This window comes from Bacillus thuringiensis (assembly GCF_001455345.1).
Classification (GTDB): Bacteria; Bacillota; Bacilli; order Bacillales; family Bacillaceae_G; genus Bacillus_A; species Bacillus_A thuringiensis_N.
In genome coordinates this window covers 1,330,012-1,355,511 of record NZ_CP013274.1, presented here as the reverse complement: position 1 = coordinate 1,355,511, position 25,500 = coordinate 1,330,012, and the positions used below count along the sequence as shown (strand labels likewise).

The window sequence follows — 25,500 nt, the reverse complement described above, 5'->3', positions numbered from 1 at the left end:
TCCTCATATCTTTCACTCTATGTTCACATCAGGGTCACATCTACCTTTTATAGTATATGTATCGGAGCTGTTCCTCCCTAATTTATAAGACATTCCCCAGTGTCTTTGAACAGCTTTCCATCCCTAATTAAATTGACATAAATTGTCCCCTTCCTTTGACCATCTTTTATATGATGGTCTTATTTTTGTTTACTTTATCTACTATTAAAAACTCCCTCTCTCTTTCACTCCATGTTCACACCTAAGTCACATCTATCTTTTATAGTATATGTATCGAAGCTGTTCCTCCCTAATTTATAAGACATTCCCCAGTGTCTTTGAACAGCTTTCCATCCCTAATTAAATTGACATAAATTGTCCCCTTCCTTTGACCATCTTTTATATGATGGTCTTATTTTTGTTTACTTTATCCACTATTAAAAACTCCCTCTCTCTTTCACTCTATGTTCACATCATGGTCACATCTATCTTTTATAGTATATGTATCGAAGTTGTTCCTCCCTAATTTATAAGACATTCCCCAGTGTCTTGAACAACTTCCATCCCTAATTAAATTGACATAAATTGTCCCCTTCCCTAGGCCATCCAATGTGATGGCCTATTTTGTTTTTCAAATACAGAATGTAATCCTTCCTACATTAAAATAAAATTTTATACAAAATATTCAGAAAATATTGTCAAAACATGGATTTTTTCGGTACAATTAATGTAGAAAGCTATTTTACAAAAAATAAGGGGGGATTTTATTGAAACAAACAAAAGCAATCTTAATTGCATTATTTCTCGGTCTAGTTGTCGGACTCACTCTAAATTTAGCTGCACCATCCATTTTTGATCCATTAAATCAATATGTGTTCAATCCACTTGGTCAATTGTTTATTCGACTCATTAAAATGCTAGTTGTTCCTGTTGTATTTATTTCTATCGTACTGGGAGCTGCTGGTCTTGGGGATCCGAAGCAACTTGGAAGAATCGGTTTAAAATCAATTTCATTCTTCCTCGTAACAACAGCTGTTGCCATCTCTATCGCTGTTACATTTGCACTTATTATAAAACCAGGATCTGGCGGTAACTTTAAAACCGAAGGGCTTAAATATGAAGGTGCAAAAACAGAAACATCTTTCGTCGATACATTGCTAAATATTGTGCCAGATAATCCAGCACAAGCTATGGCCGATGGAAACATGTTACAAATTATTACCTTTGCCGCACTGATTGGACTCGGGTTAGCTGTTTTAGGAAAACGAGTTCAAGGTATCCATTCATTACTTGAACAGGGCAACGAATTAATGATGTACCTTGTTAATCTCGTTATGAAATTAGCTCCAATCGGAACATTCGGGTTGCTTGCTTCATCCGTTGGTAAAATGGGTCTTGCAGGCGTCGCTGCGATGTTCAAGTATATGATTGTTGTTATGCTAGTACTTATTATTCACGGTGTCTTCGTATATGGCGGATTATTAAAGGTATTAGCAAAAGAAAGTATTGTCCGTTTCTTTAAGCACTTCGGGCCGGTAATGGCAATTGGATTTAGTACATCAAGCTCTAATGCATCTCTTCCGTTTGCAATGAAAACCGCACAAGAAAAACTTGGCGTTCCAAAAGCTATAAGTTCTTTTGTACAACCACTAGGTGCAACGATTAATATGGATGGTACTGCCATTATGCAAGGGGTAGCAACTGTGTTTATCGCTCAAGTATACGGAGTTGAACTTACGATGTCCCAATTAGCTGTTGTCGTATTAACTGCTGTACTAGCTAGTATCGGTACTGCCGGTGTACCAGGTGTTGGACTTGTAATGCTTACGATGGTTTTAAATCAAGTAAATCTACCAGTAGAAGGTATTGCCTTAATTATCGGTATTGACCGTATTCTAGATATGTCACGAACAGCTGTAAATATTTCGGGTGATGCAATTTGCGCAATGATTGTCGCAAAATCAGAAGAAAAATATAATACGGATCAATCTGCAGCATCTTAAACCAAAAAAGGAGTGAATCATTTCACTCCTTTTTTGATTTACTCCCTTTTTTCGAACGATATTCTTTTCCTTTATTATCATTACCAGTCTCAAATTCTGCACTAAACTCTTGCTGAAATTGCCCTGATCTCGGTGAGCCTTGATTTCCGCTCCCTTTACTACCATTTCGATTTGTCATATTTTTGCCCCCTTTCCTTTACTAGTAGTATGTTACATATTTTCTTTTTTATAATCTTTTACATATGAAAGAAGACCTTCCTCATATAAGGAAGGTCTTCTCCATCGCTACGTAAGCGTTTTCTTACTTGTAATAACTTAAATAAGTTTTTTAGAAATAGATATCATTATATTCATTTCTTCTTCTGAAAGCGTAGAAAATCTTTCTTGTAAATATTGTTTTTTCGCACCTTCCATTTTCGCAACTAAATCTTTTCCTTGTTCTGTAATCTCCAAATATACAACTCGACGATCTGACGTAGAACGTGAACGAGTTACAAAACCTTTATTAATTAATTTTTCTGTAACAGCTGTAATATGACTATTCGACACATTTAACTCATTCGCTACACGTGATACCATTTCTTTATTCGTACGATTCAATATTCTAAGGACGATGAACTCATTCCACGGTATGTAACCACCAAATATTTTTCCGATATCATTACGCAACGTGCGGAACATAGCAAAAACATTTGTCGATAGTTCTTCCATTAATTGCTCTCGATTTTGAGACAACTTTGACAGCCCCTTTTATTTCATTTAGTTAAATAAAAACCTTATTAATAATTTTACATGAAATCTTACTTTTTGTCACCTTATTTTCCCGTAATTCGTAGTTTTTTAATGTGGATTTCATGATAAAATGAAATTAATTTCCAGTAAAAGGAGGTGACTTAATGAATGAGGAGGAGAAATTCTCAAACCTCAGCCTAAAAGATAAAACGATTATCATTAGTATTATTACTCTTTTTTTCATTATAATTGTTGCATTTATATTTTTTGTATATGTAGGAATCTTTCAAATTACAGGTATAGAGTATAGTTCACGTACTGCTTTACTTCTCTTTTTTTTATTAATCACTTTCTTAGACGGTATTACATTTTTTATCTTCAGTTTCTTCAAGGTGCTGCTATATCCAATGACACAAAACATGCCAAATTGGATTTCTATTACCCTTTTCTCATTCATTGAAATTACACTAGATTGGTTCGTCATTCATACTGCTGATGATTGGATAGAAAGCGTCAACATGTCCAACATAGCTGAATTATGTGTCGTACTATTCTTCTTCATCTTAAATAAATTATTAAGTGACAAGAAAGAGTAAGAATACAAGCTTTTCTACATAAAAATTGGTACAATGAAAATAAATCATACTAAAGAGGTGTTACTTATGAACTTACAACAATGGGCTGATAAAGGTATGTCCTTTGATACATATGTGAATGAAATGAAAGTAAATCAATACGAACTACTGCACATTTACAATAACTTCTTAATTCCAAATGAATTACTTCCAGTATTAGAAGAACGTCAAAATGATGGCTGGCGTGTTATCGTATTAACAGCTGATTGGTGTGGTGATGCTCTTTTATGCGTACCTGTTATGAAACGAATTTCTGAAGTTGCAAATATTGATATGTCATTATTAATTCGCGATGAAAACTTGGAATTAATGGATCAATATTTAACAAATGGAACAGCACGTGCGATTCCAATCTTTATTTTCATTGATAAAGATGGAAACGAACAAGCCGTTTGGGGACCACGTGCTCCAAAAGTACAAGAGTTAGTGACTTCAATGCGCGCCACATTGCCTGAAAAAGAAGATCCAACATTCGAAGAGAAACAAAAAGAAATGTACGCTAATTTCCGTGCTACATTAGCTGATGATACTTCTCTATGGGAACATGTAATGGAAAGCATGATGGAAAAAGTAGTAAAATAAAAAAACTGCCGAACTTGGCAGTTTTTTTATTACATAATGAAGAAATAGAATACCGCAGCTAAAATGAAACGATAGTAAGCGAACGGTGTTAGTTTTACACGAGATAATAATTTTAAGAATGAAACAATTGCAAGCATTGCAACAACGAACGCTGTAATAAATCCTGTTGCAAATAACGGTATATCAGCTGCACTTAATATATCCCAGCTTTTAATTAAATCTAATCCACTTGCAGCTACCATCATCGGTACTGCTAAAATGAATGTATATTCAGCTGCTGCTGTATGTGACACGCGAGCTAATAAACCACCACTTATGGTAGAACCAGAACGAGAAAATCCTGGCCAAAGCGCTAAACATTGGAACATTCCGATTGTAAATGCTTGCTTATATGTAATTTCATCTAATGTTCTTGCTGTACTTGGTTTCGAAAACTTCTCAGCAACAATCATTAAAATACCACCAGCCACTAAGCTAATAACAACTGGGCCTGGCCCAAATAAAACTTCTTTAATCGCACTATGGAATAATACGCCAAGTATACCGGCAGGAATCATCCCAATAATAATATGTAATAAATTTAACGATGGTCCGTCTGTTACTTTCCCTATACCAACTAAAGACCATAGGCGTTTCCAAAATATAACAACAACTGCTAAAATCGATCCCAATTGAATAACAACTTCGAAAACTTTTGCTCTCTCGTCGTCAAATCCAAGTAAATGACCTGTTAAAATCATATGTCCTGTTGATGAAACTGGTAAAAATTCTGTTAAACCTTCAACAGCACCCATGATTATTCCAATTAACCAATCAGCCACGAGTAGTGCCTCCTTAATAACGAATATGTAATTTTTCACACCTTATCATAATACCTTATCCCTTTTCAAAGTGCATCTTTTTTTTATTGATTCCATACGCCCAGGACGCGTATTTCTTTTCTATTTTTTGATTAAATTGTATGATAGTATGAGTTTGTTTTTTGCAGAAAGGGGCTTTTATGAAAGAAACTACTTCAATCTCACAAAAATTAAAACAATTTTTATTACTATTTTTCCCGATTTTCGTAACGCAAATGTCATTATTTGCAATGAGTTTTTTCGATACGACAATGTCAGGACATGCAAGCCCTATTGATTTGGCAGGTGTCGCTATTGGAACGAGTATATGGATTCCAGTTAGTACGGGATTAACAGGAATTTTGATGGCCACTACTCCAATTGTTGCACAACTCGTTGGATCTAAGAAAAAAGAGGATGTTCCTCACGTTGTCATACAAGCAGTATATTTAGCAATTTGTGCTAGTTTCGTCGTTATCCTTATCGGCTTCTTTGCTGTTACACCTATTTTAAATGGCATGCGCCTGGAAGAACCTGTAGAACGTATTGCGGCACAATTTTTAAGTATTATCGCAATTGGAATTATCCCTTTATTTACTTACACTGTTTTACGTGGATTTATTGATGCATTAGGAAAAACCCGCACAACGATGATCATTACGTTACTATCATTACCCATTAACGTAGTATTAAATTATGTATTAATTTTCGGTCATTTCGGTTTTCCAAAACTCGGTGGTGTCGGAGCAGCAATTGCTTCTGCAGCAACCTATTGGTGCATTTTAATTATTACCGTTATTATTATTCGTACGAAAGAGCCTTTCGCATCTTTCAATATCTTTAAACAATTATATCGTCCTTCTCTTTCGAGTTGGAAAGAATTCTTAAAGCTTGGCGTCCCTATCGGATTTGCTATCTTTTTTGAAACGAGTATTTTTGCTGCAGTGACACTTATGATGAGTAATTTTAGTACGACAACAATCGCAGCTCATCAAGCAGCTATGAACTTCGCTTCCTTGCTATATATGACTCCTTTAAGTTTAGCAATGGCAATGACCATCGCTGTTGGATTCGAAGTTGGAGCGAAACGATATAATAACGCAAAACAATATGGATTTATAGGGATTGGCTTAGCACTTGCATTCGCCCTATTATATTCAATTCTTCTTTACTTCTTTGATGATGAAATTGCTTCTATTTATACGACAGATGTACAAGTTCATCATTTAGCAAAAGAATTTCTTATATTTGCGATTTTATTCCAATTTTCAGATGCAATTGCAACTCCTGTACAAGGGGCACTGCGTGGCTATAAAGATGTAAATGTCGCCTTAATTATGACATTGATCGCCTATTGGGTAATCGGTCTACCTCTCGGTTATATATTAGCAACTTATACGGACTGGGCAGCAAAAGGATATTGGATTGGCCTTATTATCGGTCTAGCATTTGGAGCAACCTTCCTGCTTATCCGTCTCTTTCAAGTTCAGAGAAAATATACAACGCAAAACAGCCGCTAATGATATAGTGGCTGTTTTCTTTATGCATATTTTTTCTTGTAATGTATAACATAATGAAAAAGAAAGGTGGATACATATGGACGAAAAAGAAAAAAAGCAATCATTCGATGAAGAATTCGCCCCAGAAATTTCACCTGGATACCGGCAAGATGTACATAAGCCACCTAAATATAAAAACACTTCTTTTTTAATGGGGATTACCATTTTCGCTGCTGTATTACTTGTGCTTATCATTTTCGTTTATTTTTAATGGAAGGTGATTTATTATATGAAAAAACAAGAGTCCAATCGTTCAAAAAGAACTGTAAAAACAGAAAAAGGGTATGCGGGTGATTCTGTTCTTACTCAGAAACAAGTCGAGCAAGGAAATTTATACATTGCTCAAAAAGAACTTGGGCAACAAAATGAAAACCTTTAGAATCCCTCAAAGAACTGAGGGATTTTTTTATCCCGCTATTTGTAGCACTGATTCATGTTTCACTTTATTGTACATACTGTTTTTGTTCTAACACCTTAAATATATTATTAACCTTTACAATTTTTATTTCATAATTCAATTTCATTTCGCTTCTCTTACCATTTTCAGTACCCGCCACGTACGCTGCAGTTTGATAGAGAAAACTTTCATCCGTCACTTCCCGTATGTCCTCGTCTGTAAATTTATACTCTAAATCCCGAAAACGATTTGGATAATAATTTTCTATTAATCGTTCATACCCTCTAGTTAAAAATAGTTCTTCACCTTTTCGTTTCACATCTTCTTTATTATTAAACTCAAACACTGCTAGTTGCTCTGTCACAAAATGTTCTCCTATCTTTTTCATTTCATTATGAGTTAAAATTTCTATACTTTTGTTCTTTAATTCCTTATTTAATCCGTACTGATCAATCGGTTTATAGTTAGCAAAAACCTCCTCTTTATATGACCAAAACAGTCCAAAAGCGATACATAAAGAAGTGATTAATAGTCTTTTCTTCATAACACTCCCGCCCCTCTTCATAATGATAGTTATATTTTAACATATAGAAAGAAAATTCTGATATTATAAAGTAGAATAACTTAACTCAGAAACGAGGAACAATTATGGATTCTTACAAACAATTTATAAAAGAAGCTTTTCCTAATCTTTCTATACATTCATATAAACAAAATGAAGAAGGATGGGATAATGCAGCGGTTATAGTAAATGATGAGCTACTGTTTCGTTTCCCGCGAAAAAAGGAATATGCGATGCGAATTCCTTTAGAAAAAGAGCTATGCACACTTCTCTCTTATTCACTACATGAAATTAAGGTTCCAAAGTATCACCTACTCTATAAACAGGATACTGATACTATTCCACTTTGTAGTTACTATACTCTCCTTCATGGTGAACCGTTAAAAACAGAAATAGTTGTGAATTTAGATGAAAAAGAACGGAAAGTAATTATTACACAATTAGCTACTTTTCTTGCGGCTCTACATAGTATTCCTCTAAAAAGTGTTACAGCGTTAGGATTTCCTATTGAAAAAACAGTTGCCTACTGGAAAGAGCTACAAACTAAATTAAATCAGTATGTTACTAATAATCTTACTTCGCTCCAGAAATCAGCCTTAAATCGTTTATTCGAGAATTTTTTTGCCCGTCTAGCTACATCCACATTTCAACATACAATCATTCACGCTGACTTTACACATCATCACATTTTATTTAGCAAACAGCATAAAGCTATCTCAGGTATTATTGATTTTGGTGACGCACAAATTGGCGATCCTGCTTTTGATTTTGCAGGGCTATTTTATGATTTCGGACATGAATTTACTACATCAGTATATGAACAATACAGTACGCTTATTTCACACCATGATCCATTACTCATTCACCGCATCACGACCTTTTATCAATACAGTCCTTTATTACATAATATGATTTATAACTTTGAAACAAAGAATGAACTTGAATTTCTAGCAGATACAGAAAAACTGAAAGTAATACTACAGGGCCGAGATTAAATTCTCTCCCGATATTCTCTCTCTTCATACATCATTAACTTTCTATCCATTTCAACAATGATTTGATACAGTTGAAACGCTTGTAAAATTTGCAGTTGAATTCCAAAAGGAGCATTCTGTTCTTTTAACCATTGAAATACTTTCGTTTCATCTTTCATTAATTATTCCTCCCTTTATTAATCGGCTACAAATATACGTTAAATGATGAAAAGCTTTTCATGTCAATAACAAAAAAGGATGCAAAATTGCATCCTTTAATGTACGATATTTTTCTTCTGCTTCGCTTCTTTCTTTACTTCTTCCCTTTGGCATTCACCACGAAACGCACAACTCATACACTCAGAACGAAAATGACGCTCTGTAAAATGCTCAGGTTGTTGCAACATTTCTTTCATTCTAGATAAATCAGCCATGCCAGTTATAATATCTTCCTGTTTCGGAATGTACTCATACTTAGTTCCTTCTATTAAATTAATAACTTCAATTTTTCCTGGAAGAATATCGAAAGCTTTATAACTGAATACTGTCATTAACTTTTGACAAAGAGCAAGCATTTCCTCATCCGCATCGACAACATACTTTTTAATTACAAACGACTCAGTACTCCACTCACCAACTTCTAATGTCAATGACATGTGGACGCCTAACTCTTCCATATATGTTTGAAATTTTTCATATAAAAATAACGGCGGTGTCTGACTATCATCTCTTTCAACAAACTGTAATAAGTGATCCGTTAACTTCGCTAATACAATATAATACTCCGTCTTCGAAGCGAACATATTAATCCTTACTCTTTTCCAATACTTTTCTATTAATATTAAAAGTACGATTTTCGTTTGTTGGCCTGCGGGTAGTGTGTAATACTCGTTAATAATTTGATTCACAATCATTTGTGCAATTTGTTGCCATTCAAATGAAGAAGGTGCTCTTCTTTTTATATGACGAAAATAAAATTTATGCGGACAACGCATAAAATCATACAAATGATAATCTGTCATCGTTTTGATTGCGATTTTCTCGTGCACTTGCTCTTCATCTCCCTTCTGCCATTAAGAAAGGTGTTTTACAAATTCAGCTCCAAACTGTAAACATTTTTCTACATCTTCATCTTCTGGCGTTAATTCTACTTTTAATCCTTCTAACACAACTGCTGCCCCGCGTTCTTGTAGCTTTTCTATTAAAATGTCAACTGCCACTCCGTATTTTGGATAAGCCGAATCACATGATCCGAATACTGCCGCTTTTTTCCCAGTTAAATCAATAGAATCCATTGCGTCATAAAAATCTAAGAAATCATCAGGAAGGTCACCATCTCCCCAAGTGTATGCCCCTAAAATAATTCCATCATACTGTTCTAATATAGAAGCTTCAGGTGAATCCATAATATCAATAACTTCAATTTCATTTTCTGTTTCACGAATTGCACCGGCAATATGATCAGCCATTTCCTCTGTATTTCCACTCATACTTGCAAAAACCATTACTAACTTACTCAACTAAACCTCTCCCTTTACTTTGTATCTCTTTTTCTGTTTGAATGCTCTTCTTCTCATCTACATATTCAGAACGAATTACGTTTCGTTGCCATTCCATATGCTGATCAACTTCTTTATTTTTATCTTTTAATCCCCTCCGCAGAAGGTGAAATTTTTTTCTCATTAACATGTCGCATCCATCCTGTTGATAATAATTATCAATTTCAACTATATTTAGATTAATTGACATTGATAATCAATGTCAACAACTATTTTTAAAAAAATGATTAAAATGTACAAGCTTGTCCGTTAGCTATTCATATACTATAAATGAGCATAGTTCTTTCTCAGCCCTCTCTGACGGAAAGAAATAAAAGCAACTGCGATAGAGCGCAGTTGCCTTTTTTTATACTTTTCTATGATTTCAGTAACCTCATCGTTGTTTCTAAAAATAATTCCACTCCATAAATGAGAGCTGATTCGTCTACATCAAATTTTGGATGATGATGCGGATAGCACGTATCTATCTTTTCATTCCCCGTCCCTAATTTAATGAAGCAACCCGGTGCTTTTCTTAAATATGCTGAAAAATCTTCTCCTCCCATAGAAGGTTCAAGCTTCACAACGCGCTCATTTCCAAACAAATGTAGTGCACTTTCTTCTACTACTTTCGTAATATATTCATCATTAATAACTGGATCATATCCATATCGATACGTATATGCATACGCCCCTCCATGTGCTTCTGTAATTCCTTTCACAATTTTCTCGATTTTCTCTTCTGCTTCCACCCTTAATGCTTGATTAAATGAACGAACAGTTCCCATTAAAGTTGCTGCACTAGGAATAATATTATCAGCCATTCCCCCATGAAATTGCGTAACCGAAACGACTCTTTGCATAAAAGCACTTGTATTTCTTGATACGATATGTTGTAAATTTGTAATAATCTGTGCTCCGATAGCAATAGGGTCTATCGTTTCTTCTGGCCTTGCTGCATGCCCTCCTTTCCCTTGAATTTCAACTGTAAATACGTCTGGTGCCGCCATCATCGGCCCATATGCAATACCTATCTTCCCGCTCTCAAGCCCTGACATAACGTGTAAACCTATTACATAATCAACACCATCCATCACGCCTGCTTCAACCATTTCTTGTCCCCCGCCGGGATACACCTCTTCTGCATGCTGAAAGAATAGACGGATTTCACCTGCAAAATCTTCCTTTATATTTGATAGCACTTCTGCTGTACCCAACAAAATAGCTGCGTGAGCATCATGCCCACATGCATGCATCATTCCTTTATTCACAGACATATAAGATTTACTTGTCTCCTCTTGAATTGGCAAAGCATCTATATCAGCTCGAATCGCAATCGTTTTCCCTTGTTCCATTCCTCTTTTAATTGCTAATACACTATACTTCGTCGGTCTCGTTACTTCAAAAGAAGAAAATGAGCATAATGTATCATATATAAATTGCGAAGTTTCTTTTTCATGAAATGATAATTCTGGATACTTATGGAAATGCCTTCTCCATTTCACGATATTTTCTTCCGAAATTAGACTCTTCCATACTCTATTCATGATAATTTCCTCCTTTTCAAAAGAGCTAGCAATTTTAAACTTTACTCTGCCTCGAACGATTAATAAAAACAAATACTATATTTTCACGTATTCTTATCGTCCACTTTTATGTATTCACACAATCCACTTCCTATTTACATGTCAAACCCATTACAAATTCATGCTGAATGTAATATAATTGCTAAGTTAGGGATTTTCTTTTTTAGTATTTAGTGCTAATATCAGAAAAGAGCCTTTTGACTTATTTTTACCTAAAATGTGGAATTTTGTTTTTTTCACAATAATGTAGGACATGATACCTACAAAGAGCTATTATTTCATTAAGAGAGGGAAAGACATGGAAAGATTAAAAGAGATATGGTCTCAACCACTCACACAATGGGTTGCAAAGACGGTTTATTACCTTGCAATTTTATTTGCATTACTTTGGTTGTATGGATTCCATGATACAAACACAAGTACATTTATTTACAACGAATTTTAGGGTGGGAACGTTATGAAGTTATTAGAACAAATTGAAAAGTGGGCTATTGAAACGCCTGATCAAACTGCTTTTGTTTGGCGAGATGCGAAAATTACGTACAAACAATTAAAGGAAGATTCTGATGCGTTAGCACATTGGATTTCTTCTGAGTATCCAGATGATCGTTCACCAATTATGGTGTATGGCCATATGCAACCTGAAATGATTATTAACTTTTTAGGATGTGTAAAAGCTGGACATGCTTATATTCCTGTAGATTTATCTATCCCAGCTGATCGTGTACAACGTATCGCTGAAAATTCTGGTGCGAAATTACTTTTATCATCAGCAGCAGTAACTGTAACTGATCTACCAGTTCGCATCGTAAGTGAAGACAATTTAAAAGATATTTTCTTTACTCATAAAGGGAACACTCCAAATCCTGAACATGCGGTAAAAGGTGATGAGAACTTCTACATTATTTACACATCAGGAAGCACAGGTAATCCGAAAGGGGTTCAGATTACTTATAACTGCCTTGTAAGCTTTACAAAATGGGCTGTGGAAGATTTCAACTTACAAACTGGGCAAGTATTCTTAAACCAAGCACCTTTCTCATTCGATTTATCTGTCATGGATATTTACCCATCATTAGTAACAGGTGGTACACTTTGGGCAATCGATAAAGATATGATTGCACGTCCAAAAGACTTGTTTGCTTCTTTAGAGCAATCGGATATACAAGTATGGACTTCCACACCCTCTTTCGCAGAGATGTGTTTAATGGAAGCATCTTTCTCTGAGAGTATGCTACCCAACATGAAAACATTCTTATTCTGCGGTGAAGTGTTACCAAATGAAGTAGCTAGAAAATTAATTGAACGTTTCCCGAAAGCAACAATTATGAATACGTATGGTCCAACAGAAGCTACTGTCGCTGTAACAGGTATTCACGTTACTGAAGAAGTGCTTGATCAATATAAATCACTTCCAGTTGGCTACTGTAAATCAGACTGTCGCCTTCTTATTATGAAAGAAGATGGCACGCTTGCACCTGATGGTGAAAAAGGTGAAATCGTAATTGTTGGTCCTAGCGTAAGCGTTGGGTATTTAGGAAGCCCTGAATTAACAGAAAAAGCATTTACTATAATTGACGGCGAGCGTGCCTATAAAACAGGCGATGCTGGCTATGTAGAAAATGGTCTTCTATTCTATAATGGTCGTCTTGATTTCCAAATTAAGCTGCATGGTTATCGAATGGAATTAGAAGAAATCGAACATCATCTTCGTGCGTGTTCTTACGTAGAAGGAGCAGTTATCGTTCCCATTAAAAAAGGTGAAAAATACGATTATTTATTAGCGGTTGTTGTTCCTGGAGAGCATTCGTTTGAAAAAGAATTCAAATTAACATCTGCAATCAAAAAAGAACTCAATGAGCGTTTACCAAACTACATGATTCCACGTAAATTCATGTATCAATCTTCTATTCCAATGACACCAAATGGAAAGGTAGATCGCAAAAAATTATTGAGTGAGGTTACAGCATGACCGCATATGGATCATTTTATTTTTTCGCTATAGTGGGCATTTTATTAATACCTACTATCATAGCTGGATTAAAAGGTAAAATGTTGCGTAAATATAATGCCGTTTTAACATTAGTCATGCTTGCTATTATCTTCTCGGATAAACCGAAGCAAGCAATTATGTTAGCCGCATTTATTATTTGGCAATATGTCCTTATTAAAGGCTATTTACTTTTAAGAAAACAAAATAATAGTACATTCACATTTTGTATAGCTGTTATTTTATCAATTTTGCCACTTATTTTGGCAAAAATCGCACCATTTGTACCGGAGCTAAAGTTTGTTGTATTTTTAGGAATGTCTTATGTAACATTTAGAGCAGTACAAATGGTCTTTGAAGTTCGTGATGGCTTAATTAAAGAACTTTCCTTCTTCAATTTTTGGGAATTCGTTTTATTCTTCCCAGCTATCTCAACCGGACCTATCGATCGTTACCGAAGATTCCAAAAAGATATTCAAAAGCCACCTAGTGCAGAGGAATATCAAAACTTACTTTATACAGGACTAAACCGTATTTTCCAAGGTTTCTTGTATAAATTTATTATCGCTTACTTAATAAAGCAATATTTCATGGATCCAGCATTCGCGCAACATGACACAATCCTTTCGAATATGATTTACATGTATAGCTATAGCTTATATTTATTCTTCGATTTTGCTGGTTATAGCTCATTTGTAATCGGTGTAAGTTATATGATGGGGATTAAAACGCCAGAAAACTTTAATAAACCATTCCTTAGTCGTAATATTAAAGACTTCTGGAACCGCTGGCACATGAGTTTATCATTCTGGTTCCGTGATTTTATTTACATGCGTTTTGTCTTTTTTGCAACGAAGAAAAAGTTAATTAAAAACCGATACACAATTTCGTATATCGGTGCATTTTTAAACTTCTTCATCATGGGAATATGGCATATTACTGGTGAGCATGTGTATCAATACATTATTTATGGTCTTTATCACGCTGCCTTGTTCATCCTGTTCGATATTTTCGAACGAAAAAACAAGAAGCATAAGTTTTGGCCAAACAATAAATTTACACACGTCCTTGCGATCGTAATTACGTTCCACGTTGTATGTTTCGGTTTCCTAATTTTCTCTGGACACCTTAACAGATACTTTTAATGCACCCTTCTTATACCATTAAGAAGTTGCACATATAATATATTTCGGATATAAAGGAGATTTTAAAAATGGCAGAATTCAAAGAGCAAGTATTAGATATTTTAGAAGAAGTATGTGAAAACGATATTGTGAAAGAAAACTTAGATGTTCAATTATTTGAAGAAGGTATTCTTGATTCTTTCGCTGTAGTATCTTTATTAGTTGAATTCCAAGAGCGTTTAGATATTGAAGTTTCTATTTCTGATTTTGACCGTGACGAGTGGGCTACACCAAACATGGTTATTAAGAAGTTGGAAGAAATCCGATGAACAAAGCAAAATTTGGTCCGATGCTTTTAGCATTGGCCCTTTTTGCTGTATTCTTACTTATCCCAACACGCTTTCTACTTCCACTTTTAAGTGATGAAAAAGTAGAACAAGCTGCCACTTCTTTAAAAGAAGAAAAGATTCAAAGTATGATTTTACAGCAAAAGATGTTAGCAGATCCGAAATACCTTCCGATGTATGGATCATCGGAATTTGCACGTATGGATGCTTTTCATCCATCAAATTATTTCAAAGTAAAGCCTGAAGGGTTCACACCATTCCTACTTGGACGCGGCGGAACACAAGACCTTGTGCATGTGTTAAACTTCGCATCTACAATGGATCAATTGAAAGATAAGAAGATGGTATTCGTTCTTTCTCCGCAATGGTTTGTACCACAAGGTATTGATGAAACACACTTTGCACCTAACTTTTCCAAACAACAAGGTTACCACTTTATTTTCAACGATGATGTAAAACCTGAAATGAAAAAGCAAATTGCAAAGCGTTTATTAAACTTTGAGATCGTTAAAAAAGAAACTTTGCTTAAAATCTCTCTTGAAGGTATCGTTTACGATGATACAAAGCATAAAGTGAAAGCACTTGCGGCTAAACCTTTCGCTTATATTTATCGTAACATTTTAGATCGTAAAGATTTATTTACAGCTATGTTTGATATTAAACCGCATAAAGAAAAACTTGATCCTTCATTAAAACAAATGAACTGGGAAGAAGCTCGTAAACATGCAGATCAAACTGGTGCAGTAGAATCTAGATCTAACGAATATGGTATCGAAGACGGTTACTTCAACAGCAAAATCAAGAAGAAATTAAAGCAACGTGAAGGCTACTTAAAAAATGATGCTTATGATCAATCGCCAGAATATGAAGATTTACAAATTGTACTTGATTTACTAAAACAATCTGGTGCAAAACCACTCTTCATTTCTGTTCCTGTAAAAGGTCCTTGGTACGATTACGCTGGCTTCCCGAAAGAACGTCGCGAATTGTACTACAAGAAAGTTCATGAGCAAATTGAGAAAGCTGGTTATCCAATTGCCGACTTCTCAAATCATGAGTATGATAAATACTTCTTAAAAGATCATATGCACTTAGGTTGGAAAGGCTGGGTTTATATCGATGAGGCCATCCAACAATTTTATAAAGCAAACTAATAAAAAGACCGCTTGAATTATTCAAGTGGTCTTTTTCTATATATATTTTGTAATTGTTCGATTACGTTCTCTGCTTCTTTCATAACTCGCTCCACTACATGCTGAGCTGATTCTATTCGTGCTAATGATGACGCTTGCCCTGCCCAAAGCGACATGTATTCTCCTTTATTTTGTTTTGCTGCTTCTTGACGTATTTTAGAGGTTAATACATTTTGCACTGGATACATAGGAAGCCCTTCTTCTTTCCCTTCATGTCTCTCTATAAATTCATTACGAATACCCCGTGCATATTTCCCGGAAAACGCACGGGTCACAGTTGTACTCGTATCTGTACTATGTAAAACTGCTTCTTTATACACATCATGCGTAATACTTTCTTCACTCGTTAAAAAGGCTGATCCCATTTGAACAGCTTCTGCCCCCAGTGTAAATGCCGCAACAAGCCCTTGCCCGTTCATTACACCACCAGCTGCAACAATCGGGATATGCGGGACTGCTGCTACTAACTGCGGAATTAATGCGAACGTTCCAATCATAGCGTCCTGTTCTTTCCCGATAAACGTTCCTCTATGCCCTCCTGCCTCGCTACCTTGACCGACAATAATGTCTACTCCTAATTCAGCAAGCACCCTCGCCTCTCTCACATGAGTAGCTGTTCCGATGACTTTTATTCCTCTTCTTTTTAAGTCATCTATTTCTTCTTTTTCTAACGTTTGAAATGCAAAGCTAACGACTGGTACGTTTTCTTCTACTAACACTTGTAATTGTTCTTTATAGCTTTTGGGAAGATTTATCGTCTCCTCTTCCTCTATACCGAATTCTCTATTTACTCCGCTAAGTAATCCCTTTGCCAAGGTTACCTTCTCTTCTTCTATCTGTATCTCTTTTGTTAACAGTAAATTAACACCGAAAGGCTTATCCGTTCGTTCCCTTATTTTATAAATTGCATCACGAATCTGTTCAGGGCTCATATATCCTGCTCCAAGCGTTCCTAATCCTCCGCTATTACTTACAGTTGCAACAAGTTCTGGCGTCGTAATCGCGCCTGCCATACCGGCTTGAACAACGGGATACTCAATTTTTAATATGTCTGTTACTCGACTTGTAAACATCATTTTCCCTCCTATTCCCCTTATATCTTCTTTATTTGACAAACTTTCCCCTTCTTTTACAAGGGTTGAACTTCCCATGAAGCGAATATATTGAAAGTGAAGGAGGCTGAAAACAATGATATATCCAAATGCGCTACAACAAGGTGATACAGTAATGGTTATTGCACCGTCCGGTCCACCAGCAATTGAAAATGTATTAAAAGGTGTAAACGTATTACAAGAAATGGGTTTATCTGTAGTAATCGGGAAAAGTGTCTATGAGAAATATGGATATTTAGCTGGAAGTGATCAAGTTCGCCTTGATGATATACATGAAGCATTTTCAAATCATGAAGTAAAGGCTATTTTCTGTGCACGAGGTGGTTACGGAAGTGCTCGTCTCCTCCCTCACATTCAATATGAAATCATTCGGCAAAATCCAAAAATCTTTTGGGGATATAGCGATATTACAGCTTTACATACTGCCTTTTCACGTTATGCAAAGCTCGTTACTTTTCATGGTCCAATGGTTGAAGAATTAGGAAAAGGTGTAGATTCTCTCTCTTTATCTTCTTTCAATCAACTATTCCATCCGTATTCCACCATCTTATCTGCTTCAGAATGTATCGTACCTACCTCTTCCTGTACAGTTACAGGCACATTAGCCGGAGGAAATTTAGCTGTGTTAACGAGTATAATTGGCTCACCTTATGAAATAAATACGGCGAATAAACTTTTGTTACTTGAAGACATTGGGGAAGAACCGTATCGCATTGATCGTATGTTAAATCAGCTACTTTTATCTGGAAAGTTTAACGAATGTAGTGGTGTTATTTTTACAAGTTGTCACGACTGCACTCCTTCTAAACCATCTCAATCATTGCAAACAATATTATATGAATATTTCGCGCCATATCATATACCTGTTCTATTCGGTTTACCGATTGGACATATAAGTCCAAACATCGGGATTCCTCTTGGAGCTACAGCGACCATAAGTACAAATAATAAAACACTCTCTATTTCTTCTGGCGTAGCCACTCCGTTTTCAAATTAAAAAGGAAAAGCGATTACGCTTTTCCTTTTATTTATAATAATTAAAAATTCGTCCAGATGCGATATCTGCAATTTCTTCTGGAATAAATGTTTTACTTATCTCAGTTCCAACATTTAATACTGCTGTGGCATCTTTCTCAATGCTACTAAATAGTTCTTTCCCACGTATCGTAATAAGGGGTGTTCCTTCTGGCAACACGTCTTTTACAAATTCCATTTGTGTAAAGAACGGAACGATCCATCTACCCTCTCCTTGGAAATGACGCAAGCGAAGTGTTCCTTCTGTTGCCCCTTCCTCTGCTTCTAGTGAGCCAGCAACATAAAACTCAGTAGATAAGAGCAATTCATAAAATTCCTTTTGCTTTTGTTTATCATCCCCTGCTACAACAAGTACTTCTTCTATTCTCTTTACCGGAATTTGCTCCATATGATGCCACCCCTATTTTCAAAATGATTGTACTTAGATTATACGAAATATTCTTATTTTTTTCTACATAATTCGCAATTATTTTCTTAAAATAATTTTAATGCTTCTTTTGTCGTCACAATCGTAGCAAACTCTTCATGTAAATTTACAAGTGTCATATTATGAATATCTTCTGCGCTATACTCTTTACCATCTAGACCTTTACGGTTAAAAGTAGCCGTCGCATCACTCACTAAATATGTTGTAAATCCTAAATTCCCTGCCATTCGTGTCGTAGTCTCCACACAGTGATTTGTCGTTAATCCTACAATCACTACTGCATTGCATTTGTTCTTTCTTAATTGTTCTTCTAAATTTGTCCCAATGAAGGCGCTGTTAACAGATTTCTGAATAACCACTTCACCTGGTAGTGGTTGCACTTCTTCTTTAAAGTTTACAGTTTCCACTCCCTCATAAAACATCGACTGCGCATTTTCTTTGTTTACATGTTGAATATGAAAAACTGGTCGCTTCCTTTTTCTCCATTCTTCTAATAACATTCTCATGTTTTCTTCAGCAAAAAGATTATTTCTCTGACCCCAATATGGTAACTGAAACGCCTTTTGTACATCAATTATGATAAGTGCTATTTGATTAGTCATTATTTTCTCCTTCATTCGGCTGTAATTGAAATAGAAAACCCAGTTGTTGTGACGCAGTAATAAAACAAATATAAGCGCAAAGCTCTACAATTTCTTTTTCCGTCCAGTATTGTTTCAATACATGAAACATATTATCATCTATCGCCTTTTTGTCATGAACAAATGTATGTGCAAAAGTAACTGCTACACCAATTTCTTCTACCTTTTGCATATCATCAGGCCTTCCCTTTGCCATACAGTACGGGCATTCATTCCCGTACGCTAATGTTCTTCTCACCTGCTCCTTTAACTCTGCTGAAAGAGTTCCTTTATTGTACAGTGTATTTTCTAATGTACGCCACGAATGTAATATTTCCGGATCATGCCCTAATAACTTTTGAAACTTTGTATCTCCTACATTTGATAATGAAATTCTCTCCATCATTTTCCCTCCTATTTCCTTCTGTTTTATTGTAAAATAAATAAAGTTCACTTCACATTTCATATGAATCTTAATTTATATTTTTACTTTACAAAAATTATCATTTTACTGGAGGTATATTTACAAATGCAACTAGACCGTGTTGATCGAAAAATTTTAAATGAATTATATAATGATAGTCGCCTTTCGATGCGCGAATTGGCAAAACGAGTAAACTTATCTGCTCCGTCTACTGCAGAACGTGTTCGTAAACTCGAAAGTGAGGGCGTGATTCAAAAGTACACAATCGGTATCGATTATAAAAAAGCAGGACTTGTTTTAGATTGTATTTTAGAAATCACTTTAAAAAATGGTGATACAACACGTATGCAACAGTTTATTCAATCTTATCCATCTGCAAGCTTTTGTTACCGAGTAACAGGGAGCTTATGCTACATTGTAAAAATTTCTGTTCCTTCACTCGTTGAACTTGAAGAATTTATCAATGATGTTTCTTCATATGCAACGACTGTTTCTCATATCGTATTATCAGAAGTATCTCTTACTCCTGATATTGAACATATCTTCCCAGAAGATTAATTTATTTTTATTCATAAAATATATAAAAACCCCTTACAATAAGAATAAAAATAATATATTATGTATTAAAATACATAAAGTTCGAGAAAGGGGCTTTACATTGAAAATCTGGTTTTATGAAAAAACGGCACAATTAGATGACTTGCTTGGCATTTGGGACAATGTTCCGACTATCCCTCGCATTGGTGAAAAAGTGGAGATTTTAAAAACAGTTCGCACTGTTACAGATATTAAATATGTAAAGAACGGTAATAATTTCCGTGTAGAAATTATTACAAATTAAAAAGTAGCTCCTATAGAGCTACTTTTTAATTATCTATTATGCGCTTTCTTTATCACAATTTTATCTTCTTCTACAGATACTGTTACATAATCATTTTCTTCTAATCGAAGCTTATTCACAGCCTCATCTGGTAGCTCTACAGCCATCAGTCTATCTGTTACGATCACTTGACTATACGCTTCATTTTCTTGTAATGCATTCACCACTTTTTCCTCATTTATAAAGCGTATCGGCGGCACACCTACTTCTTTTACTGTACGCCATTGTTTCCAAACATAAGGAATTAACCAAAGTAACCCAGCAACTGTAAGACCGATACCGATCCATAAATTACTTTGCGCTTGTAATTCAGGAATTGAAATTGCGCTACTCTCTTCTCCACCGACAAATTGCATACTTGTTGCAATTAAATTATTTAGAGCGTGTACAGCGATATTCGTCCATATATTTTGTGTCTTTATGTATAAAAGACACATAACAACACCAAACATGAACGCACCAATAACATCAAAATGTCCTAAGCCAAAAATAATGGAAGATATAATGACAGCTTTTTTAATCCCCCATTTATAAGCCATTCGCTGTAAAAAGAATCCCCTAAAAATAACCTCTTCCATAATAGGTGCTAATACACATGCTGAAATGAAAGTAAATATCGTCATATATATGTTACTCGTATTAATAACAGTTCCATCTTCTAACATAGTAACTAAGAAATTCGGTAACGTATGTGCTAATATGTAAAATTGAATATGAGATATACCAACTGAAAAAATCATTCCCATTATAGTCGCTAATACAATTAACCCCCACGGTAAACGTCCTGGCTTATCAAAAAAACTGTTAAATACAACATTATTTTTATTTGTTTTTACGTATAACCAAAATAACGGAAATACAAAAAATAAAGTTATTTGTGAAATAACTTCCACCGTATTCTCAGAAACATTTGATAGACTTAATGGGATCATCGTAAGGAACAATCCTATAATCATCCATCCAAAAAAGCTACGGAGTCTTATACGTGAAAATGCATAGTGCATATAGAACACCCCCAAAGATAATATAAATAAATGGTCAGATAACTAAATTATAATTCGAATATAGTTGAAATTCTTCCTATTTTTCTCAAATACTTTTAAACAACATATCTTTTAAAATACCATATCACTGTTCTTTAAGTTGCAATCTACAAGAAAGTTATGTAAGAAAAATCCCCGTTTCTACAAGCGGGGATTTCTTTTATTATAATACGTCACGTTTTTGGAATAATGCACTTGATGCTACAAGTAATACAATAAAGTATGCAGCTACAAGTAATAATGAAGTTGTAAATGTAAACTCTGTAAATGTTGGTTCCATCCCGCCGCTCACTAATTTATTGCTATCGTAAACACTTAAATTTAAATGGAAAAACACTACAAATTTCGCTACACCTTTTGCAAACATCATCAGTACCATATTAATTGGTCCTTGTAAAAAGAAGAAAAACATCGTAATAATTAATGGTAATACAGATTTTCTAAATACATTTGCTAAGAAAAATGCAAGCGTCGCAAAGAAGAACGGCGAAAGTACTTGATATAAAGTAGATTTCATTACAATTCCTACCGTTAATTCTGTTTTACTACCATCCATTACAATTCCGCCAACAATCATTGCAATTAACGTGCTAGCAAATATGATAAATACTATAGTAAGTAACACTGTAATATATTTAGAGAATAAAACTGTCACTCGTTTTCTTGGACGGATTAATAACTGCTTAATTGTACCTTTTTGGAACTCATCAGTAATCATACGAGAAGCAATCGTAATCCCAAAAATTGTTGCAAACAAAGTAATTAAACCAATCTCTGAACTTGCAAAATCTAAATATGATCCTTTAAATTCAGTTCCGTCCCCCCATTTCAGCATTGCTAAAACTCCCAAAATCTCCAATACTGCAATAACACCAATTAAAATATACATACCTTTTTTCGCATGCAACTTTAAAAATTCATTTTGAATTAATTTAAACATTACGCTTTCACTCCCCCTGTAATCGCTAAGAACTCATCCTCTAACGTTTTATTTTGAACGGTAACCCCGTATACAAGCACATCGTCACTCACAAGTTTCTTTACAAGTTGTGGAATTTCTTCTTTCGTTACAGATACTACAATGACATTTCCTTGCGCCTTACCTTCAATGATTTCATTTGCTTTCTGTACTTGATCTACTTCAAACGCTACAACTACTGTCTCATCATGTTTTGCTTGTTCATGTAAGTTGTACTCTTGTACAAACTCACCTTGTTTAATAATAACAACACGATCACACATGAGTTCAATTTCACTTAATAAGTGACTTGATACGATTACAGCAATATTCTCCTCTTTCGCTAAACGTTGTAAATAATCACGAATTTGGCGAATACCAGCTGGATCTAATCCATTTGTCGGCTCATCTAGAATTAAGATTTTTGGCTGATGCAGTAATGCCTGTGCAATTCCTAAACGTTGTTTCATGCCAAGTGAATATGTTTTCACTTTTTTATGAATCGCATGCTCTAATTCAACAAGCTTTACAATCTCAGCAATGCGCTCTTTACTAATTGGTGTAATTGCCATATTCGCAAAATGCTTCAAGTTTTGCATTCCAGTCATATAATCATATAGTTCAGGATTTTCTACAATCGCTCCAATTTGCTCTAGCGCTTTTTCACGCTCCGTGCGAATACTATGACCACAAATCGTAATATCACCCTCTGTCATTGATATAAGACCCGTCATCATACGAATTGTCGTCGTTTTACCACTACCGTTCGGTCCAAGGAACCCGTACACTTCCCCTTCGCGAACTTCAAATGATAAACCGCGAATAATTTCCGTTCCACCAATCCTTTTTCGAACATTTTCTAACTTTACTACTACGTTTCCCAATGCCAATTCCTCCTTTAAACTTCTAGTTTTTTATCGATTATGCGACCTGTTATATAAACAAGTAAAACAAATATACCGATTGAAAAAGCAATACTATATACATTCATAAGTTTTTCTGGATATAGTATAAGATTTACATCTGTCGATTCATCTATATAAACTAATTTTTTGATAAAAGCAGATGTAGGTGCAAATCCGCCTAACATTTCATATATCATATTGATTACTTTCGTCACTAGTAAAAATAAGAAGAAAATAATTACATACTCCATTTTTTTCTTTTTCAAAGAAAATACTTTAACTCCAGCTACTATAAAAAGTAAGACTAACAATATACTTGATAAATTAAATACATATAACACGCTACTAAATAACTGCTTTACCATATCTAGTGTAAGTGTAGTTTCGGTGAATAACAATTCATGGAGTTCTGTACCTTTTATTACTTTCATCGAAATACTATAGAAAAACATAGCACCTATTAATTCAAAACACATTAAGCAAATTGCTGCATACGACAATATTGCTAAAACAATTTTTTTACCAGATATCGGTGTTAACCGAAATAATTTACTTTCAGTCATTTTCCCAAACGCAGACATCGCCTGCAGAAATACTAATACCGCAAAAATTAAATAAACTAAGAATACTAAAGCAATTGTAATCATTTGCCTTACTTCTCCTGATTCTTGTTTAATATAATTCCCCATACTTACAAAAGCGACAGCTGCAATAAATATGAACGACAATAACGAAATGAAAATTTGTTTTTTATTCGCATTGTACATATATATTAAACTGGCCTTCATCTACTAAACACCTCCTTAAACAAATCCGTAACAGCTTTTCCTCGTTGGAAACGTAATTCCTCTACATTTTCATGCAGTACACTTTCACCATCTTTTAAAAAAATTACTTCGTCAAAAATATTTTCCACTTCTCCAATTAAATGTGTTGCAATTAAAATGGTACAATCTTCGCGATAAAACTGTAAAATAAGTTCTAATACATGCTCTCTAGAAACAAGATCAATTCCGCCAAGCGGTTCATCTAGTACGTACAACTTCGCTTTCCTCGAAAATGTTAAAATAATTTGTAGCTTTTCAACCATACCTTTTGATAAAGCTGTAATTTTTTCTTCTAACGGTATTTTAAATTCCGCAATCGTATCTACCGCTTTTTGAATGTCGAAGTCTTTATAAAAATCTCGATAGAAAAATAAAGAATCTTTTACCGTCATCCAATCATCAAATACTGGTTTATCCGACATAAAAGAAACAATTTCTTTCGTTTCTAATCCGACCTTTTTACCAGCGATTGTAATGCTCCCTTCGGAAGGATGCTGCAGACCGGCAATCATTTTCAATAACGTCGTTTTTCCGCTCCCATTATCTCCAACAAGCCCTATAATTTTCCCTTCCGTAATCTCTATGTTTAATTCACGAATCACTGCTTTTAATCCGTATCTCTTCCATAAGTTTTCTATTTTTAATAACTCTGTCATTCGCTCTCCTCCCTCTTCTCATGTAATGAAGAACGAAGGATTGTAAGAATTTCTTCTTCTGAAAAACCTAAATTGTCCATTCCATCTATAAAAGAATGAAGCAATTCTTTCGCCATCTCTTTTCGCAGCTCCATAATTTTCTCCCCTTCATTCGTTACATATCGTCCCATTCCTCTACGCGTTACAACAACCCCATCTCGTTCTAGCTCTTGAAATGTACGCTGAATCGTATTTGGATTTACTTGTAATTCACTCGCTAATTCACGTACAGAGGGAATTTTATCACCAGGCAATAAATGTCCTGTTACGATTTCTTTTTTTATGTATTCCATTACCTGAATGTAAATTGGTGTATTTGGAGAAAACTCTATTTTCATTTCTTCCCTCCTTTTGTATCGGTGTACTAGTTAAATAATACACTGATACAAAAAGATTGTAAATACCCATTTAATTACAAAAAAGTTCTATCCATTAGCTGAATAGAACTTTTTAAACAGAACTTGTTATATGAAAATAATAGTGTTATGTAAACAAAATCATAAAGAAAAGCTGTCTTATTCATTGATAAGACAG

34 protein-coding genes are annotated in these 25,500 nt (G+C 34.8%); 15 read left to right on the top strand and 19 right to left on the bottom strand.

The genetic code is table 11. The features are described from left to right. The first annotated feature begins 746 nt into the window (after positions 1-746). On the top strand, positions 747-1,982 hold the full coding sequence (locus ATN06_RS07245) for a dicarboxylate/amino acid:cation symporter (protein WP_060630091.1): 1,236 nt from the start codon (positions 747-749) through the stop codon (positions 1,980-1,982). Positions 1,983-2,004: 22 nt separating this feature from the next. Here ATN06_RS07245 and ATN06_RS07240 read toward each other — a convergent pair whose 3' ends face one another. Together ATN06_RS07240 and ATN06_RS07235 are read right to left on the bottom strand one after the other, a co-directional pair. Next, positions 2,005-2,160, bottom strand: a complete 156-nt coding sequence (locus tag ATN06_RS07240) for a hypothetical protein (RefSeq protein ID WP_000184934.1) — start codon at positions 2,158-2,160, stop codon at positions 2,005-2,007. 137 nt (positions 2,161-2,297) lie between these two features. Then, on the bottom strand, positions 2,298-2,717 hold the full coding sequence (locus tag ATN06_RS07235) for a MarR family winged helix-turn-helix transcriptional regulator (RefSeq protein ID WP_000081439.1): 420 nt from the start codon (positions 2,715-2,717) through the stop codon (positions 2,298-2,300). 161 nt (positions 2,718-2,878) lie between these two features. Between ATN06_RS07235 and ATN06_RS07230 the strand changes: the two genes are divergently transcribed. After that, positions 2,879-3,310 (top strand): YrvL family regulatory protein, encoded by a 432-nt coding sequence (locus ATN06_RS07230; RefSeq protein WP_060630090.1) that lies wholly within the window; start codon positions 2,879-2,881, stop codon positions 3,308-3,310. A gap of 33 nt (positions 3,311-3,343) precedes the next feature. Next, positions 3,344-3,931, top strand: a complete 588-nt coding sequence (locus tag ATN06_RS07225) for a thioredoxin family protein (RefSeq protein WP_110093220.1) — start codon at positions 3,344-3,346, stop codon at positions 3,929-3,931. 29 nt (positions 3,932-3,960) lie between these two features. Here the strand turns inward: ATN06_RS07225 and uppP are convergent, their stop codons facing one another. Beyond that, positions 3,961-4,752 (bottom strand): bacitracin resistance undecaprenyl-diphosphatase, encoded by a 792-nt coding sequence (gene uppP, locus ATN06_RS07220; RefSeq protein WP_016088739.1) that lies wholly within the window; start codon positions 4,750-4,752, stop codon positions 3,961-3,963. 179 nt (positions 4,753-4,931) lie between these two features. Between uppP and ATN06_RS07215 the strand changes: the two genes are divergently transcribed. The 3 genes from ATN06_RS07215 to ATN06_RS07205 all read left to right on the top strand — a co-directional run bounded on the left by ATN06_RS07215 (position 4,932) and on the right by ATN06_RS07205 (position 6,708). Beyond that, a complete protein-coding gene (locus tag ATN06_RS07215) occupies positions 4,932-6,290 on the top strand; it encodes an MATE family efflux transporter (RefSeq protein ID WP_060630089.1) in 1,359 nt (452 codons plus the stop codon). Between the two features lie 76 nt (positions 6,291-6,366). Further along, entirely contained in the window at positions 6,367-6,540 is a 174-nt protein-coding gene (locus ATN06_RS07210; protein ID WP_000343559.1) for a hypothetical protein, read from the top strand. An 18-nt stretch (positions 6,541-6,558) separates the two neighbouring features. Continuing rightward, a complete protein-coding gene (locus ATN06_RS07205; RefSeq protein ID WP_060630088.1) occupies positions 6,559-6,708 on the top strand; it encodes a hypothetical protein in 150 nt (49 codons plus the stop codon). Positions 6,709-6,772: 64 nt separating this feature from the next. On the opposite strand, the gene ATN06_RS07200 is transcribed toward ATN06_RS07205, so the two are convergent. Continuing rightward, complete coding sequence (locus tag ATN06_RS07200; RefSeq protein WP_060630087.1) at positions 6,773-7,291, bottom strand: hypothetical protein; 519 nt, start codon at positions 7,289-7,291, stop codon at positions 6,773-6,775. An 83-nt stretch (positions 7,292-7,374) separates the two neighbouring features. Here ATN06_RS07200 and ATN06_RS07195 point away from each other — a divergent pair, with 83 nt between their 5' ends. Continuing rightward, a complete protein-coding gene (locus tag ATN06_RS07195) occupies positions 7,375-8,283 on the top strand; it encodes an aminoglycoside phosphotransferase family protein (RefSeq protein WP_060630086.1) in 909 nt (302 codons plus the stop codon). On the opposite strand, the gene ATN06_RS07190 is transcribed toward ATN06_RS07195, so the two are convergent. From ATN06_RS07190 to amaA, 5 genes are all read right to left on the bottom strand, one after another. Further along, positions 8,280-8,441, bottom strand: coding sequence for a hypothetical protein (locus ATN06_RS07190; protein ID WP_060630085.1), 162 nt, complete (start codon positions 8,439-8,441; stop codon positions 8,280-8,282). The genes ATN06_RS07195 and ATN06_RS07190 overlap by 4 nt on opposite strands. Positions 8,442-8,537: 96 nt before the next feature. Continuing rightward, a complete protein-coding gene (locus ATN06_RS07185; protein WP_060630084.1) occupies positions 8,538-9,311 on the bottom strand; it encodes a hypothetical protein in 774 nt (257 codons plus the stop codon). A gap of 24 nt (positions 9,312-9,335) precedes the next feature. Continuing rightward, a complete protein-coding gene (locus tag ATN06_RS07180) occupies positions 9,336-9,782 on the bottom strand; it encodes a flavodoxin (RefSeq protein ID WP_060630083.1) in 447 nt (148 codons plus the stop codon). Continuing rightward, entirely contained in the window at positions 9,775-9,951 is a 177-nt protein-coding gene (locus ATN06_RS07175) for a hypothetical protein (protein ID WP_033694463.1), read from the bottom strand. The genes ATN06_RS07180 and ATN06_RS07175 overlap by 8 nt, the downstream gene beginning before the upstream one ends. 226 nt (positions 9,952-10,177) lie before the next feature. Further along, the gene (gene amaA, locus ATN06_RS07170; RefSeq protein WP_060630082.1) at positions 10,178-11,347 is read right to left on the bottom strand and encodes an N-acyl-aliphatic-L-amino acid amidohydrolase; all 1,170 of its coding nucleotides are present in this window, start codon (positions 11,345-11,347) and stop codon (positions 10,178-10,180) included. 337 nt (positions 11,348-11,684) lie between these two features. Here amaA and ATN06_RS07165 point away from each other — a divergent pair, with 337 nt between their 5' ends. The 5 genes from ATN06_RS07165 to dltD all read left to right on the top strand — a co-directional run bounded on the left by ATN06_RS07165 (position 11,685) and on the right by dltD (position 16,001). Further along, a complete protein-coding gene (locus tag ATN06_RS07165) occupies positions 11,685-11,831 on the top strand; it encodes a teichoic acid D-Ala incorporation-associated protein DltX (protein WP_002011626.1) in 147 nt (48 codons plus the stop codon). A 12-nt stretch (positions 11,832-11,843) separates the two neighbouring features. Next, positions 11,844-13,358 (top strand): D-alanine--poly(phosphoribitol) ligase subunit DltA, encoded by a 1,515-nt coding sequence (gene dltA / locus ATN06_RS07160; RefSeq protein ID WP_060630081.1) that lies wholly within the window; start codon positions 11,844-11,846, stop codon positions 13,356-13,358. Further along, positions 13,355-14,521 carry a D-alanyl-lipoteichoic acid biosynthesis protein DltB gene (gene dltB / locus ATN06_RS07155; protein WP_060630080.1) on the top strand — a complete coding sequence of 389 codons (1,167 nt, stop codon included), beginning with the start codon at positions 13,355-13,357 and terminating at the stop codon, positions 14,519-14,521. Before dltA ends, dltB begins: the two co-directional genes overlap by 4 nt. A gap of 68 nt (positions 14,522-14,589) precedes the next feature. Next, positions 14,590-14,829, top strand: coding sequence for a D-alanine--poly(phosphoribitol) ligase subunit DltC (gene dltC / locus ATN06_RS07150; RefSeq protein ID WP_000807310.1), 240 nt, complete (start codon positions 14,590-14,592; stop codon positions 14,827-14,829). After that, a complete protein-coding gene (gene dltD, locus ATN06_RS07145) occupies positions 14,826-16,001 on the top strand; it encodes a D-alanyl-lipoteichoic acid biosynthesis protein DltD (RefSeq protein ID WP_029437964.1) in 1,176 nt (391 codons plus the stop codon). The genes dltC and dltD overlap by 4 nt, the downstream gene beginning before the upstream one ends. Positions 16,002-16,018: 17 nt before the next feature. Here dltD and ATN06_RS07140 read toward each other — a convergent pair whose 3' ends face one another. Further along, a complete protein-coding gene (locus ATN06_RS07140) occupies positions 16,019-17,113 on the bottom strand; it encodes an NAD(P)H-dependent flavin oxidoreductase (RefSeq protein ID WP_060630079.1) in 1,095 nt (364 codons plus the stop codon). Between the two features lie 115 nt (positions 17,114-17,228). Here ATN06_RS07140 and ATN06_RS07135 point away from each other — a divergent pair, with 115 nt between their 5' ends. After that, on the top strand, positions 17,229-18,149 hold the full coding sequence (locus ATN06_RS07135; RefSeq protein ID WP_060630078.1) for a S66 peptidase family protein: 921 nt from the start codon (positions 17,229-17,231) through the stop codon (positions 18,147-18,149). 27 nt (positions 18,150-18,176) lie between these two features. On the opposite strand, the gene ATN06_RS07130 is transcribed toward ATN06_RS07135, so the two are convergent. The 3 genes from ATN06_RS07130 to ATN06_RS07120 all read right to left on the bottom strand — a co-directional run bounded on the left by ATN06_RS07130 (position 18,177) and on the right by ATN06_RS07120 (position 19,700). Beyond that, positions 18,177-18,575, bottom strand: a complete 399-nt coding sequence (locus ATN06_RS07130; protein WP_060630077.1) for an SseB family protein — start codon at positions 18,573-18,575, stop codon at positions 18,177-18,179. An 86-nt stretch (positions 18,576-18,661) separates the two neighbouring features. After that, the gene (locus ATN06_RS07125) at positions 18,662-19,216 is read right to left on the bottom strand and encodes a cysteine hydrolase family protein (protein WP_060630076.1); all 555 of its coding nucleotides are present in this window, start codon (positions 19,214-19,216) and stop codon (positions 18,662-18,664) included. After that, complete coding sequence (locus ATN06_RS07120; RefSeq protein ID WP_140350489.1) at positions 19,209-19,700, bottom strand: carboxymuconolactone decarboxylase family protein; 492 nt, start codon at positions 19,698-19,700, stop codon at positions 19,209-19,211. Before ATN06_RS07120 ends, ATN06_RS07125 begins: the two co-directional genes overlap by 8 nt. 63 nt (positions 19,701-19,763) lie before the next feature. On the opposite strand from ATN06_RS07120, the gene ATN06_RS07115 reads away from it, so the two are divergent. Further along, positions 19,764-20,216: an Lrp/AsnC family transcriptional regulator gene (locus ATN06_RS07115; protein WP_060630074.1), complete on the top strand. Its 453-nt coding sequence runs from the start codon at positions 19,764-19,766 to the stop codon at positions 20,214-20,216. 100 nt (positions 20,217-20,316) lie between these two features. Beyond that, positions 20,317-20,499, top strand: a complete 183-nt coding sequence (locus ATN06_RS07110; protein WP_000707107.1) for a DUF3913 family protein — start codon at positions 20,317-20,319, stop codon at positions 20,497-20,499. 29 nt (positions 20,500-20,528) lie between these two features. Here the strand turns inward: ATN06_RS07110 and ATN06_RS07105 are convergent, their stop codons facing one another. The 6 genes from ATN06_RS07105 to ATN06_RS07080 form a co-directional block, all read right to left on the bottom strand. Further along, positions 20,529-21,542 (bottom strand): CPBP family intramembrane glutamic endopeptidase, encoded by a 1,014-nt coding sequence (locus ATN06_RS07105; RefSeq protein ID WP_060630073.1) that lies wholly within the window; start codon positions 21,540-21,542, stop codon positions 20,529-20,531. Positions 21,543-21,744: 202 nt separating this feature from the next. Beyond that, the gene (locus tag ATN06_RS07100; RefSeq protein ID WP_048544982.1) at positions 21,745-22,521 is read right to left on the bottom strand and encodes an ABC transporter permease; all 777 of its coding nucleotides are present in this window, start codon (positions 22,519-22,521) and stop codon (positions 21,745-21,747) included. Then, positions 22,521-23,423 carry an ABC transporter ATP-binding protein gene (locus tag ATN06_RS07095; RefSeq protein ID WP_048526823.1) on the bottom strand — a complete coding sequence of 301 codons (903 nt, stop codon included), beginning with the start codon at positions 23,421-23,423 and terminating at the stop codon, positions 22,521-22,523. Before ATN06_RS07095 ends, ATN06_RS07100 begins: the two co-directional genes overlap by 1 nt. A gap of 14 nt (positions 23,424-23,437) precedes the next feature. Next, positions 23,438-24,232 (bottom strand): hypothetical protein, encoded by a 795-nt coding sequence (locus tag ATN06_RS07090; RefSeq protein WP_060630072.1) that lies wholly within the window; start codon positions 24,230-24,232, stop codon positions 23,438-23,440. Next, a complete protein-coding gene (locus tag ATN06_RS07085) occupies positions 24,229-24,927 on the bottom strand; it encodes an ABC transporter ATP-binding protein (RefSeq protein ID WP_046958220.1) in 699 nt (232 codons plus the stop codon). The genes ATN06_RS07090 and ATN06_RS07085 overlap by 4 nt, the downstream gene beginning before the upstream one ends. Beyond that, on the bottom strand, positions 24,924-25,304 hold the full coding sequence (locus ATN06_RS07080; protein ID WP_000687513.1) for a GntR family transcriptional regulator: 381 nt from the start codon (positions 25,302-25,304) through the stop codon (positions 24,924-24,926). The genes ATN06_RS07085 and ATN06_RS07080 overlap by 4 nt, the downstream gene beginning before the upstream one ends. Positions 25,305-25,500: the final 196 nt, after the last annotated feature.